Raw genomic sequence first — 14,266 nt, forward strand, 5'->3', positions numbered from 1 at the left:
CCTCGGGTCAGCGCGGACGCACCAGTTGCCAGGCGCGGCCCAGGTAGCCGACCGAGGCGAAGCCGCTCCACACGTGCACCAGGCGCGTGAACGGGAAGATCACGAACAGCGTCAGACCCATGAACAGGTGCGCCTTGAACAGCGGCGGCACCTCGGCCACAAAGTCGGCGGCCCCACTGCGGAAGGTGACGATGTGCTGTGCCCAGTGCATCAGGCGCACCATCATCTCGCCGTCCATGTGGCCGGCCGACAGCGCGATGGTCGACAGGCCCAGCAGCAGCGTCACCAGGATCCACAGCAGCAACAGCTTGTCGCCGGGCCGGGTGGTCTTGCGGATGCGCGGGTCGCTCAGGCGGCGGTGGATCAGGATCAAGAGGCCGATCAGGCACAGCCCGCCCATGACGCCGCCGGCCACCATGGCGACGGTCTGCTTGAGCGTGTGCGACACGCCCAGCGTGTCCCACACCGCCACCGGGGTCAACAGGCCCGCCAGGTGGCCGAAGAACAGTCCCAGGATGCCGACGTGGAACAGGATGTTGCCCAGCCGCAGCTGGCCGCGATGCAGCAGCTGCGAGCTGTCGGTCTTCCAGGTGTACTGCTCGCGCTCGAAGCGCGCCAGGCTGCCCAGCAGGAACACCGTCAGGGCAATGTAGGGGTAGATGCCGAAGAAGAACTGGTTCAGGGAATTCATGATGCGTGTCCTGGAAATTAGCGGGTGACCGGCGCGCGGGGATAGAAGCGCACGGCCTGCGCGCCGTCGCCTGAGAACGGGCGCAGCAGCGGCTCGACGCCGTCGGCGCCGGCGCCGAAGGTCTCCATGGCCTCGTCCATGTCGCGCACCGGCGGCGCGGTCTGTTCGCGCGGCGTAACCCGCGACAGGCCGCGCAGCACGACGAAGACGCTGGCGTACGGGCTCTCGTTGCGCGCCAGGCGCGAGCCGATGGCGGCCAGCACGTGGATGGCGTCGTCCAGCAGGTCCCGCGCCACGGCCGGGTCGATCACGCCCAGGAACTCCAGGAACAGCGGCACGTGGTCCGGCAGTTCCGACACCACCGGCTCGAAGCCGTGCTGGCGGTAGGTCTCGAGCAGGTCGACCATGGCCTGGCCACGGTCGCGGCTTTCGCCATGCACGTGCTCGAACAGGTGCAGCGAATGGGCGCGGTTGCGGTCGAAGGTGGCGACGTAGGCTTCCTGCAGCGCGATCAGGTCCTGGCTGGCCAGGTGGCCGATCAGCGGTTGCAGGGTTTCCTCGGCCTCGGGATGGGCGGCCAGGGCGGCCTCGACCTCGGTCAGGGCGTCGAGCAGCTCCTGTTCGGGGTAGCAGAGCAGCGCGGAAAGCAGTCGATAAAGGCTCATGATGTTCTCCGGTCTCAGGCCGCGGCCTTCTTGCGCGACTTCGGCATGTCGATGAAGATCTCGCTGCCCTGCGGCTTGCGGCCGAACAGCGTGCCTTCCGAGACGCCGCCCGAGCAGCCGTTGCCGAAGGTGAAGCCGCAGCTGCCCTTCTCGTTGAAGCTGTCCTCGACGATTTCCTTGTGGCTGCTGGGCACCACGAAGCGGTCCTCGTAGTTGGCGATGGCCATGATGCGGTACATGTCCTGCACGGTTTCTTCCGACAGGCCGACCTGTTCCAGCAGGGCCGTGTCGTGTTCGCCGTGCACGGTCTCGGCGCGCTTGTAGGCGCGCATCGCCAGCATCCGCTCCAGCGCCTGCAGCACCGGGGCTTCCTTGCCCGCGGTCAGCAGGTTGGCCAGGTAGCGCACCGGGATGCGCAGGCTGGCCACGTCCGGGATCATGGCGCTGGTGCCGAGCGTGCGCTGCGGCATCTTGCCGGCCTCGGCCGCGGTCTGGATCGGCGACAGCGGCGGGATGTACCAGACCATCGGCAGCGTGCGGTATTCCGGATGCAGCGGGAAGGCGACGCGCCACTCCACCGCCATCTTGTAGACCGGCGACTGGCGCGCGGCTTCCAGCCAGGATTCCGGGATGCCCTGCTCGCGCGCCGCGGCGATCACCTCGGGCGAATGCGGGTCCAGAAACAAGTCCAGCTGCGATTCGTACAGGTCCTGCTCGTTGCCGACGGCGGCGGCGCGCTCGATCTGGTCGGCGTCGTACAGCATCACGCCCAGGTAGCGGATGCGGCCCACGCAGGTTTCCGAGCACACGGTCGGCTGGCCGGCCTCGATGCGCGGATAGCAGAAGGTGCACTTCTCGGCCTTGCCGCTGTGCCAGTTGTAGTAGATCTTCTTGTACGGGCAGCCGGAGATGCACATGCGCCAGCCGCGGCACTTGTCCTGGTCGACCAGCACGATGCCGTCATCCTCGCGCTTGTAGATCGAGCCCGACGGGCAGCTGGCGACACAGGCCGGGTTCAGGCAGTGTTCGCACAGGCGCGGCAGGTACATCATGAAGGTGTTCTCGAAGGTCGAGTACATCTCCTTCTGCACGCCCTCGAACAGGGCGTCGCGGCTGCGCGCGGCGAATTCGCCGCCCAGGTCGTCTTCCCAGTTGGGGCCCCATTCGATCTTGTCCATCTTCTTGCCGGTCAGCACCGACACCGGGCGCGCGGTGGGCGGCGTCTGCGACAGCGGCGCGTTCTTCAGGTGCTCGTAGTCGAAGGTGAACGGCTCGTAGTAGTCGTCGATCTGCGGCAGGTTCGGGTTGGCGAACAGGTTGGCCAGGATGCGCAGCTTGCCGCCCTGGCGCGGTTCCAGCTTGCCCGCCGCCGTGCGGCGCCAGCCGCCCTGCCATTTCTCCTGGTTCTCCCATTCCTTGGGATAGCCGATGCCGGGCTTGGTCTCGACGTTGTTGAACCAGGCGTACTCGACGCCGTCGCGGCTGGTCCAGACGTTCTTGCAGGTGACCGAGCAAGTGTGGCAGCCGATGCACTTGTCCAGATTCAGCACCATGCCGATTTGGGCGCGTATCCTCATGATTGCTTCTCTTCCTGTTGCGTTTGGACGGCGGGATCTTCGACCAGCGGGCCTTCCAGCCAGTCCACTTTCTTCATCTTGCGCAGCACCACGAACTCGTCGCGGTTGGCGCCCACGGTGCCGTAGTAGTTGAAGCCGTAGGCCTGCTGGGCGTAGCCGCCGATCATGTGGGTCGGCTTGAGCACGGTGCGCGTCACCGAGTTGTGGATGCCGCCGCGCTTGCCGCTGGTCTCCGCGCCCGGCACGTTCACGATCTTTTCCTGGGCGTGGTACATCAGGCACATGCCGACCGGCACGCGCTGGCTCACCACCACCCGCGCGGTCAGCGTGCCGTTGACGTTGAACACCTCGACCCAGTCGTTGTCGACCAGCCCGGCCTGCTTGGCCTCGGCCTCGGAGATCCACACGTGGGGACCGCCGCGGCTCAGGGTCAGCATGCGCAGGTTGTCGGAATAGGTGCTGTGGATGCCCCACTTCTGGTGCGGCGTCAGCCAGTTCAGCACCAGTTCCTTTTCACCGTTGGGATAGCGGCCCAGCATCGGCGCCACGGTCTTGGTGTCGATCGCCGGCTTGTAGACGCACGAACCCTCGCCGAAGTCCAGCATCCAGCGGTGGTCCTGGTAGAACTGCTGGCGGCCGGTCAGGGTGCGCCACGGGATCAGCTCGTGCACGTTGGTGTAGCCGGCGTTGTAGCTGACCTCTTCGCTTTCCAGGCCCGACCAGGTCGGCGCCGAGATGATTTTGCGCGGCTGCGCCTGGATGTCGCGGAAGCGGATCTTGTCGTGCTCGCGGCCCACCGCCAGGTGGGTGTGGTCGCGGCCGGTGATCTTGCCCAGCGCTTCCCAGGCCTTGACCGACACGTGGCCATTGGTCTCGGGCGCGAAGGTCAGGATCATTTCGGCGGCGTCGATGGCGCTGTCCAGCCGCGGCCGGCCCTGGCTCACGCCCGCTTCGGCCACGCGCTCGTTGATGCCGGCCAGCTCGCCCACTTCATGCTCGGTGTTCCAGTTGATGCCCTTGCCGCCGTTGCCCAGCTTGTCCAGCAGCGGACCGACCGAGGTGAACTTGCGGTAGATGTCGTTGTAGTCGCGCTCGACCACGGTCATGTTGGGCGCGGTCTTGCCCGGCACCAGGTCGCATTCGCCCAGCTTCCAGTCCTTGGGCTCGAAGGCCTGCCCCAGTTCCCCCGGGGTGTCGTGCATCAGCGGCGTCAGCACCAGGTCGCGGCGCTTGCCCAGGTAGGGGCCGCCGATGTCGCTGAACTTCCTGGCCAGCAGCTTGTAGATCTCCCAGTCGGTCTTGCTTTCCCAGAGCGGTTGCACGGCTTCGCTCAAGGGATGGATGAAGGGGTGCATGTCGGACGTATTGAGGTCGTCCTTCTCGTACCAGGTGGCCGTCGGCAGCACGATGTCACCGTACAGGCAGGTGGTGCTCATGCGGAAGTCCAGCACCGTCAACAGGTCGAGCTTGCCCTCGGCCGCGTCTTCCTGGTAGTTGACTTCGACCGGCTTGATGGCGTCGGCCTCGTCGCCAAACACCGCGTTCTGCGTGCCCAGCAGGTACTTCAGGAAGTACTCGTGGCCCTTGCCGCTGGAGCCCAGGATATTCGAGCGCCACACGAACATGTTGCGCGGGAAGTTGGCGGGATCGTCCGGGTCTTCGCACGACATGCGCAGCTCGCCGGACTTGAGCTGCTCGACGGCGTGCGCCACCGGGTCCTTGCCGGCGGCTTCGGCCTGCGCGGTCAGGTCCAGCGGATTGGTGCGCAGCTGCGGCGCCGACGGCAGCCAGCCCATGCGCTCGGCGCGGGCGTTCAGGTCGATCATGCTGAGATCGCCATAGCGGCCGCGGTCGGCGGTCGGGCCCAGCACTTCCTGCACGTTCAGCTTTTCATGGCGCCACTGGCTGGTATGGGCGTAGAAGAACGAGGTGCCGTTCATCTGGCGCGGCGGACGCACCCAGTCGGAGGCGAACGCCAGCGGCGCCCAGCCGAACTGCGGCCGCAGCTTTTCCTGGCCCACGTAGTGGGCCCAGCCGCCGCCGCTCTTGCCGACGCAGCCGCACATCATCAGCATGTTGATGATGCCGCGGTAGATCATGTCCATGTGATACCAGTGGTTCAGGCCGGCGCCGACGATGACCATCGACTTGCCTTCGGTATCGTGGGCGTTCTGGGCGAACTCGCGCGCCACCTGGATCACCTGCGCGCGCGGCACGCCGGTGTGCTTTTCCTGCCAGGCCGGGGTATAGGGCACGTCGTCGTCATAGGACGTGGCCACGTTGCCGCCGCCCAGGCCGCGATCCAGCCCGTAGTTGGCCATCTGCAGGTCGTACACCGTGGCCGCCAGGGCCTCGCTGCCGTCGGCCAGGCGGATGCGGCGCACCGGCACGTTGCGCACCAGCACTTCATCGTGCTCGGCGCCGAAGTACGGGAAACCCACGCCGACCACGGCGTCGGCGCCGTCGACCAGGCTCAGACGCGGCTTGATCGCGCGGCCGCTGCCGCCGTCGCGCGCTTCCAGGTTCCAGCGGCCGACCTTCTCGCCGCCGTTGACCGCGCCCTCGCCCCAGCGAAAGCCGATGCTGCCGTTGGGGGCCACCAGGTCGCCGCTGGTTTCGTCGAACACCAGCGTCTTCCAGTCGGGGTTGTTCTGTTCGCCCAGCGCGCCGTCCAGCTGCGAGGCGCGCAGGAAATGGTCGGGCGCGTAAAAGCCGTCGCGCTCCTTGAGCAGCACCAGCATCGGCATGTCGGTGTAGCGCCGCACGTAGTCGCGGAAATAGGCCGAGGCGCCCGACAGGTGGAATTCCTTGAGGATGACGTGGCCCATGGCCATCGCCAGCGCGGCGTCGGTGCCCTGCTTGGGCGCCAGCCAGATGTCGCCGAACTTGACCATTTCGCCGAAGTCGCTGGACACGGCCACCGTCTTGGTGCCCTTGTAGCGGACCTCGGTGTAGAAGTGGGCGTCCGGGGTGCGGGTCTGGGGCACGTTCGAGCCCCACACCATCAGGTAGGTCGAGTTGTACCAGTCGGCCGATTCCGGCACGTCGGTCTGTTCGCCCCAGATCTGCGGGCTGGCCGGCGGCAGGTCGCAGTACCAGTCGTAGAAGCTCAGGCAGGCGCCGCCCAGCAGGCTCAGGTAGCGGGCGCCGGCGGCGTAGCTGACCATCGACATGGCGGGAATCGGCGAAAAGCCGATGAGGCGGTCGGGGCCGAACTTCTTGATGGTGTAGGCGTTGGCGGCGGCGATCATCTCGGTCGCCGTGTCCCAGTCCGTGCGCACGAAGCCGCCCAGGCCGCGCACCGACTTGTAGCGCCTGGCGCGCGCCGGATCCTGGCTGATCCATTCCCAGGCCGCGATCGGGTCCATGGTCTTGCGCGCCTCGCGCCACATTTCCATCAGGCGGCCGCGCATCATCGGGTACTTCACGCGCTGCGCCGAATAGACGTACCAGCTGTAGGACGCGCCACGCGGACAGCCGCGCGGCTCGTGGTTGGGCAGGTCCGGGCGGGTGCGCGGGTAGTCGGTCTGCTGGGTTTCCCAGGTGATCAGGCCGTTCTTGACGTACACCTTCCACGAGCAAGAGCCGGTGCAGTTGACCCCGTGGGTCGAGCGCACCACCTTGTCGTGCTGCCAGCGGGCGCGATAGGCGTTTTCCCACTTGCGGTCCTCAAAGACCACTTCGCCGTGACCGTCCGCGTAGGTGGATTTCACCCGCGACATGAACTTCAACCGGTCCAGAAAATGACTCATTGCGTTTCTCCAAAAGCGCCGGCCCGGCCGGCGCGTACTGCAATCTGTGCTGTCAAAATCACTTTAGTGGTCGCCCGCCCCGCCGACCATTCGCCGGTGGCACAGGGCGGGCGCGGCAGAGTGACTAGTCACCCCGGCCAACCCTGCCGTCAGCAGGGCACGGGCGCGTTGCGGCGCGCGTAGTACCACCAGGTGATCAGCACGCAGGTGGCGTAGAAGCCGATGAAGCAATACAGGGCCGCTTGGGCGCTGCCGGTCAGCTCCAGCGAGGTGCCGAAGCTGCGCGGGATGAAAAAGCCGCCATAGGCGCCGATCGCGCCGGAAAAGCCCAGCACCGCGGCCGATTCGCGCGCCGCGTCGGTCAGGGCCTGCTTCTGCGCGGCCTCGCCCTTGCCGTGCGCGGCCTGGGTGCGCTCGCGCAGGAAGATCACCGGAATCATGCGGAAGGTCGAGCCGTTGCCCACGCCGGTCAGCGCGAAGAGCACGATGAACATGGCCAGGAAGCCGTTGAAGTCGCCGCCCTGCCCGTTCAGCGGCAGGAACATCACCACGCCCAGCACCGCGGCGATCATGCCGATGAAGGTGAACAGCGTGACGCGCGCCCCGCCCAGCTTGTCCGAGACCCAGCCGCCCACCGGCCGCGTCAGCGAGCCGACCAGCGGCCCCAGGAAGGCGTAGGTGGTCGGATCGACCTGCGGGAACAGCGTCTTGGTCAGCATGGCGAAGCCGGCCGAAAAGCCGATGAACGAGCCGAAGGTGCCGACATACAGCCAGCACATCAGCCAGTTGTGCTTGCGCTTGAAGATCACCGCCTGGTCGGCGAACGAGGCGCGCGCGTCGGCGATGTCGTTCATGCCGAACCATGCCGCCAGCGAAGCCAGCGCGATGGGAATGACCCAGATGAAGCCGGCGTTCTGCAGCCACAGGCTGCGCTGTGCGTCGCCGGCGGTAATCGTCTGCGGCTCGCCGCCGAGGGCGCCGAACACGCCCATCGAGATCACCACCGGCACCACGAACTGCACCAGCGACACGCCCAGGTTGCCGATGCCGGCATTAAGGCCGGTGGCCAGGCCTTTCTTGTCCTTGGGAAAGAAGAAGCTGATGTTGGCCATGCTGGAGCTGAAGTTGCCGCCGCCCAGGCCGCACAGCAGCGCCAGGATCAGCAGCGTCGGGAACGAGGTGGTCGGGTCGCGCAGCGCAAAGCCCATGCCCAGCGCCGGGATCAGCAGCGAGGCGGTCGAGATCGCGGTCCACTTGCGGCCGCCGAACACCGGCACCAGGAACGAATAGAAGATGCGCAGCGTGGCGCCCGACAGCGCCGGCAGCGCGGTCAGCCAGAACATCTGGTTCTTGGACAGCATGAAGCCGGCGCGGTCGAGGTTGACCACCACCACGCTCCACAGCATCCAGATGCTGAACGCCAGCATCAGCGCGGGAATGGAAATCCACAGGTTGCGGTTGGCGATGCGGGCGCCGGTCTGTTTCCAGAAGCCGGGGTTTTCCGGCTCCCAGCGCGCCAGGACATGGGAAGTCATAGGTGTTCTCCGGTTGGGGTCAGGCGGCTTGGCGCCGCGCGGTGGCGGCGCTTTCGGGCCGGAAGCTGAAATGCATGAAGATGAGCGAGACGCAGACCGTGCCGTACAGCAGCATGAAGGCGCTGGAGCGCACGCCGGTCAGGTCCAGCAGCACGCCGAACAGGATCGGCAGGATGAAGCCGCCGAGGCCGCCGGCCAGGCCGACGATGCCCGAGACCGCGCCGATGTTCTGGCCGAACTCATCCGAGATGAACTTGAAGACCGAGGCCTTGCCAATCGCCATGGCGATGCCGACGATGAACAGCAGGATGGTGAAGCTGACCGGCCCCAGGGCGATGTCGAACTGGCGCGGGCCGCCGGTGGTCATGACCGTGAAGTGGGTCTGCGGATAGCTCAGGATGAAGAACGCCACCCAGCACACCCACATCACCCACCAGGTGGTCTTGTAGGCGCCGTAGCGGTCCGAGATCCAGCCGCCCATGGCGCGCAGCACGCCGCCCGGCAGCGAGAAGCACGCGGCCAGCAGCGCCGCCAGCTTCATGTCGAAGCCATACTCGCCGATGTAGTACTTGGTCATCCAGAGCGCCAGCGCCACGTAGCCGCCGAACACCACCGAGTAGTACTGGCAGTAGCGCCACACGCGCGGGTCCTTCAGCATCGCGAATTGCGCCTTCAGGCTGGCGCCGCCGGCCACCCGGTGCGACGGATCCGAGGCCGAGAACAGCCAGAACAGGATCGCCGTCACCAGGAGCGCCACCGCGTACACCTGCGGCACGATCACCCAGGCGCCGCCGGCGGCGGCGATCAGCGCCGGCGCCACGAACTTGGTGATGGCCGAGCCCGAATTGCCGGCGCCGAACACGCCCATGGCCAGGCCCTGCTTGTTGCGCTGGAACCAGCGCGCCACGTAGGGCGTGCCGACCGAGAACGAGCCGCCGGTCAGGCCCACGAACAGCGCCAGCACCAGGAATTGCCAGTACTCGGTGGCGTAGGACAGCAGCCAGATCGGCACCACCGCCAGCAGCATCAGCACGAAGAACACCGGACGGCCGCCGTAGCGGTCGGTCCAGATGCCCAGCGGCACCCGCACCAGGGAGCCGGTCAGCACCGGCATGGCGGCGAGCAGGCCGAATTCGGTCTCGGACAGGCCGAGCTGCGTCTTGATGGGAATGCCCAGCACCGCGAAGATCATCCATACCGCGAAGCAGATGGTGAAGGCGAAGGTGCTGGATACCAGGACCCGCATGGGCGCGCTGGCCGAGGGGTGGGTTGATGCCATGGTGGTTCTCGCTTTTTTGCACACGGAATACGACAGCCCCAAGCCTAGGCATCCGCGCCCGCCGCCACCATTCGCCGGCCGACCATATCGGCGCCGCCGATGTGACTAGTCACCCCGGAAAAGCCGCCGCGTTTGCGCGGGATCAAATCCGCGCGATGGGCCGAAAGCGTCCGGCGGCGTTAATATGTATTTCAAATACACATTCAAGGCCGCTCCGCCGGCCATCCGCGCAAAGGCCAACATGTCCACCCTGCTCACCCTGGAAGAACCCGCCGCCGACGGCGCCGCGCGGCCCAACTGGCGCGCCTTCACCGAAATGGGCTTTCGCCCCCTCTACCTGGCCGGCTGTTTCTGGGCGCTGGCCTCGGTGCTGCTATGGGTGTTCGCGCCAGCCCGGCTGACGGGCGTGCTGAGCGCCATGCCCTGGCACGCGCACGAGATGCTGTGGGGCTTCGTGGCCACCATCGCGGTCGGTTTCCTGATGACGGCCGGCGCCAACTGGACCGGCCGCAATCCGTTGCGCGGCGCTCCCCTGGCGGCGCTGTGTGTGGTCTGGCTGGTGGCGCGCGGCGCCTACCTGGCGCCCGGCATGACGGCGTTCACCGTCGCCGCCGTGGCCGACCTGCTGTTCTTCCTGTGCGCCGCCATTGCCCTGGCGCGCGCCGTCTGGATCACGCGCAATCGCCGCAACTACGGCGTGCCATTGCTGCTGCTGGCGCTGGCCGCGGCCCACGCGCTGTATCTGCGCGCCGCGCTGGCGGGCGATTACCTGGCGCTGATGCGCTACTTCAACACCGGCCTTTTGGTGATGGCGGTGCTGACGCTGCTGATCGCGCGCCGCGTGCTGCCGTTCTTCGCCAAGCGCGCCGTCGCCGGCCTGGAGATTCCGCCCCACACCCGCAGCGGCCATTGGCAGTTGGGCGCCGGCGTGCTGGCCATCGCCTGCCTGCTGGCCGGCGCGCCTCGCGCCGCGGCGCTGCTGCTCGCGGTGACCGGCATCCTGGCGCTGGTGCAGTGGCTGGCCTGGAAGCCGTGGGCCGCGCGCCGCGTGCCTTTGCTGTGGATCCTGTATGCGGGTTATCTGGGCCTGGGCTTCGGCCTGCTAGTGGGCGCGGCGCAACTGGCCGGGTACGTGGCGCGGCCCGCCTGGCCGGCGCACGTCATCGGCATAGCCGGGTTCTCGGTGCTGATCATCGGCATGGCCACGCGCACCGCCATGGGCCACCTGGGCCGGCCGCTGCGCGCCGACCGCAGCATGGTGTTGAGCTATGCGCTGGTGATCCTGGCGGCGCTGCTGCGCCTGGCCGCCCTGCTGCCCACCAGCGCCACGCTGGGCCTGCTGCATGCCTCGGCCGGCGCCTGGGCGCTGGGATTCGGCCTGTACCTGTGGCGCTTCTTCCCGTGGATGATCCGGCCGCGCGCGGACGCCGTGGCCAAGCCCGCCGCGCCGATGATGAAGATCGTGCCCGCCGGACCGCGCCGGGCGCCCTGAAGTACGGGCGGCCCCGGCCTCAGCCGCGCGCCTCGCGCCGGCGGGTCGCTTCCAGCTGCTTCTTCATGGCCTTGAGCCAGGCCTTGAGCTGCTGCATGTCGACGAACTGCGACAGCTCGAACTCCAGTTCGCCGATGTAGTCCTGGACGTCGGCGATTTCGGCATCCAGGTCTTCCATCAGGTCGGCCGGGTCGATCGGCTGTTCCGGGTCGAAGCGGTATTCGGCCTTGAAGTCGCGTTCGAACGCGGCCAGCTCGCGATTCAAGGCGGCCAGTCGTTCCTGCAGCACCGGGATGGCCAGCGCCAGCTTGTCTTCGGCGACGCCGTCCAACCCGTCCGGCCCCAGGGCCAGCAAGGCCTCGGCCTGCGCCAGCGCGTCAGGCGCGAACGTCACGGCGGTGGCCGGTTCGTCTGCCGGCGCCTGCGCCGAGGCAGCCCTGTCGCCCGCCTCGGCCTCGCGTTCCTCGGCCACTTCGACGTCGATGTCGGAATCGCTGTGCTTGCGGTAGACCGCCTTCAGGCGCTCCACGTCGCATTCGGCCGGCGTGCCGTCCAGCAGGATCGAGAACAGCGTCTCCTGCCCCAATTGCGCGGCAATCTCGGACACCAGCTGGCGTTCCGCCTTGGTCAGCTCCTTCTGCTTGGCGGCATGGTCGAAGCAGAACACCAACTTGGCCTTGAGCTCGATCTCGGTGACCTCCAGCGGCGCCAGCACCTCGGCATGCTTGTCCTGGTATTGGCGCGCCACGGTTTGCCACAGCTGCAACGCGGCGCGGTCGGTGTGCAACGCGTCGATCAGCGCGGCGCAGGTCTGGCGGGGCGACGATGAGCCCGGCGCCGGCGGTCGGGACGCGGCGGACGTGTTCTCTTGCATGGATGAAACCCTATCGAGCGGCCCGGCGCGAAGCGCGCCGGAATCTGGTCGGAAAACCGCATTATCCCCGTTCGCCGCCCCCGCCGCATGCCAATCCCTGCCCCCAGGCGCTCGCCATCGCCCGCAGCGCCGCTCCGGCATCGACGGCCTTGATCTGCTGGTCGCGCAGGCGGCAGGCCTGCGGATCCCGCTCGAACAGGCCGCGCGCGTACACGCGGGCCTGCTCGGTCAGGGCCGCCGTCTTGGGCTGGCGCAGCGCGGTGAAGGCGCTTAGGGCCGCGTCCAGGTCGCGCGGCGCGCCCGCCAGGCAACGCGCCAGGTGCCAGGCGTCCTCCAGCGCCTGGCAGGCGCCCTGGCCCGAGGTCGGCAGCGGCGCGTGCGCGGCGTCCCCCACCAGCAGCACATTGGCGCGGTGCCAGGCCGCCGGGGTATCCAGGTCGTGCACGGCGATCAGGCGCACCGCGTCGGCGGGCGTGGCCTGGACGAGACGCGCGATCGGGTCGGCCCAGCCGGCGAACCGGTCCGCGACCTCCGCGCGCGGGTCGGGTCCCTGGACCGCGGCGGCGAGCGGACGGGCCTCGGCCCCCGCCCAATAGACCAGGTCGGGCCGCACCGCGACGCAGCCGAAACGCTCGCCGACGCCCCAATAGTCCTGGATGGCCATGTCCTCGGCCAGGCCGGGGCCGGAGGCGATGCCGATCCAGTTCACGAAGCCCTGGTAGACCGGCGTGTTGTCGCCGACGACGAACCGCCGCGCCACCGAATCCATGCGGCCGTCCGCGCCGACGAGCAGGTCCGCGCGCGCCACGGCGCCGTTCTCGAACCTGGCGGCGGCGCGGCCGTCGGCGTCGGGTTCGATCGCCACGGCGCGGTGGCCGTACTCGACCGGGATGCCGGCCCGCGCCGCGTGCGCCAGCAACACGGCCAGCAGGTCGCGGCGCAGGATCGTGTGGGTCGGATATCCCATCAATCGGTCGAGCGCGGAGATGTCGAGGCTGCCCAGGGCATGGCCCGCGTTGTCGTAGCGGCGCATCGCCCGCGGCCGCCCACCCGCTGCCGCGACGTCCGGCAGCAGGCCGAGCGCGTCCAGCACGAAGCCGGCGTTGGGCCATAACGTCACGCCGGCGCCCATGGTGGCTGGCGCGGCCCCGCGTTCGTAGACCCGCGGCCGATGGCCGGTCCGATGCAATGCCAGCGCCACGCTCAGGCCGGCGATGCCGCCGCCCAGTATTCCGATATCCATGCTGATTCCTTCCATCAAACCCCGCGCCGGTCCCACGCCGGAACCGGGAACCGCATCGTAGATTCCACCGGATCCGATAACTAGTATGGAAAAATGGGTTTGTTTCATATCTGAATCGGGATAATCATGGGCCAAGCGCTGGATCTGAACAGCGTGCGCGTCTACGCCGCCGTCGTGGATGAACAGAGCTTCGCCGGCGCCGCGCGGCGCCTGGCGATGCCGTCGTCGAACGTCAGCCGCCATGTCGCCGGACTGGAACGGCGGCTGGGCGTGCGCTTGCTGGAGCGCAGCACCCGCCATTTGCGCATGACCGAGGCCGGCCAGTTGCTGTACCAGCGGGCCAAGCCGCTGCTGGACACGCTTGCCGCCACCGAAGAAGAACTGGGCGCGGTCCGGCGGGAGCTGCGCGGGCCGCTGACGCTGTGCATGCCAGGTGAAGCGCCGCGGCTGCTGGCGCCGATCCTGGCGGAATTCTGCGACCGCCATCCGGGCATTGAGCTGGCCTGCGACACCCGCCTCGACGGCATCGACGCGCTACGCGAGGACGTCGATCTGTCGATCGTCTTTCACCGGGGCCGCCAGGACGACAGCAGCCTCATCACGCGCGAACTGGCCACGCTGCCCAGCATCGTGGTCGCCGCGCCGGCGCTGCTGGCGCGTGTCGGCGTGCCGCGCCAGGCGCGCCAGCTCAAGGCCCTGCCCTGCATCACCACCCTGAGCGCATTGAAGGGCATGCCCTGGCAATTCGTGGACGCCGCGGGCGAGATCGTCAAGGTGCCGGTGCGCAGCCGCTACCGCGTCAACAGCGGCGAACTGGCGCTGATGGGCGCGCGCCAGGGCATCGGTTTCGCGATCCTGGCGGCCTGCTCGTGCCAGGAGGACCTGGCCAGCGGGCGACTGCGCGAGGTGCCGCTGGACCTGCGCCCCGCGCCCCTGCAATTGCTGGGGGTCTACAGCCATCGGCATTCCGTCAGCGCGCGCGCCCGGGCATTGCTCGAACTGATCCAGGCGCGCCTGGCCGAAATGGGCCTGGGAACGCCGCCCGGAACCGCGTCGGAAGAAGCCGCATAAAACCTGACTACAAGCTGATTCCAAAACGCTAATAATTATTATTCAGATAGAATCCGCACTGTCCCCAACTTATCCCCTGGCAGTACC

At 68.0% G+C, this 14,266-nt stretch carries 10 protein-coding genes; 2 read left to right on the forward strand and 8 right to left on the reverse strand.

Annotated features, from left to right (window positions below; all coding sequences use genetic code 11):
- Positions 1-7: 7 nt before the first annotated feature.
- The 6 genes from narI to AC6CR5_RS06220 form a co-directional block, all read right to left on the reverse strand.
- Positions 8-691 carry a respiratory nitrate reductase subunit gamma gene (gene narI, locus AC6CR5_RS06195; protein ID WP_175204546.1) on the reverse strand — a complete coding sequence of 228 codons (684 nt, stop codon included), beginning with the start codon at positions 689-691 and terminating at the stop codon, positions 8-10.
- A 17-nt stretch (positions 692-708) separates the two neighbouring features.
- Positions 709-1,356, reverse strand: coding sequence for a nitrate reductase molybdenum cofactor assembly chaperone (narJ, locus tag AC6CR5_RS06200; protein ID WP_076468678.1), 648 nt, complete (start codon positions 1,354-1,356; stop codon positions 709-711).
- Between the two features lie 14 nt (positions 1,357-1,370).
- The gene (gene narH / locus AC6CR5_RS06205; RefSeq protein WP_498085355.1) at positions 1,371-2,933 is read right to left on the reverse strand and encodes a nitrate reductase subunit beta; all 1,563 of its coding nucleotides are present in this window, start codon (positions 2,931-2,933) and stop codon (positions 1,371-1,373) included.
- Positions 2,930-6,685: a nitrate reductase subunit alpha gene (locus AC6CR5_RS06210; RefSeq protein WP_498085356.1), complete on the reverse strand. Its 3,756-nt coding sequence runs from the start codon at positions 6,683-6,685 to the stop codon at positions 2,930-2,932. Before AC6CR5_RS06210 ends, narH begins: the two co-directional genes overlap by 4 nt.
- A 149-nt stretch (positions 6,686-6,834) precedes the next feature.
- Positions 6,835-8,220 (reverse strand): NarK family nitrate/nitrite MFS transporter, encoded by a 1,386-nt coding sequence (locus AC6CR5_RS06215; protein ID WP_024068977.1) that lies wholly within the window; start codon positions 8,218-8,220, stop codon positions 6,835-6,837.
- A gap of 19 nt (positions 8,221-8,239) precedes the next feature.
- On the reverse strand, positions 8,240-9,499 hold the full coding sequence (locus AC6CR5_RS06220; protein ID WP_498085357.1) for an MFS transporter: 1,260 nt from the start codon (positions 9,497-9,499) through the stop codon (positions 8,240-8,242).
- Between the two features lie 241 nt (positions 9,500-9,740).
- On the opposite strand from AC6CR5_RS06220, the gene AC6CR5_RS06225 reads away from it, so the two are divergent.
- A complete protein-coding gene (locus AC6CR5_RS06225; protein WP_054514479.1) occupies positions 9,741-10,991 on the forward strand; it encodes an NnrS family protein in 1,251 nt (416 codons plus the stop codon).
- 19 nt (positions 10,992-11,010) lie between these two features.
- On the opposite strand, the gene AC6CR5_RS06230 is transcribed toward AC6CR5_RS06225, so the two are convergent.
- The gene (locus AC6CR5_RS06230) at positions 11,011-11,865 is read right to left on the reverse strand and encodes a hypothetical protein (RefSeq protein ID WP_478220153.1); all 855 of its coding nucleotides are present in this window, start codon (positions 11,863-11,865) and stop codon (positions 11,011-11,013) included.
- A 61-nt stretch (positions 11,866-11,926) separates the two neighbouring features.
- The gene (locus AC6CR5_RS06235) at positions 11,927-13,108 is read right to left on the reverse strand and encodes an FAD-dependent oxidoreductase (RefSeq protein WP_498085358.1); all 1,182 of its coding nucleotides are present in this window, start codon (positions 13,106-13,108) and stop codon (positions 11,927-11,929) included.
- A 126-nt stretch (positions 13,109-13,234) separates the two neighbouring features.
- Between AC6CR5_RS06235 and AC6CR5_RS06240 the strand changes: the two genes are divergently transcribed.
- Positions 13,235-14,179 (forward strand): LysR family transcriptional regulator, encoded by a 945-nt coding sequence (locus AC6CR5_RS06240; protein WP_498085359.1) that lies wholly within the window; start codon positions 13,235-13,237, stop codon positions 14,177-14,179.
- The last annotated feature ends 87 nt before the right edge of the window (positions 14,180-14,266 follow it).

The sequence above is a fragment of the Achromobacter sp. EG18 genome, assembly GCF_059759395.1.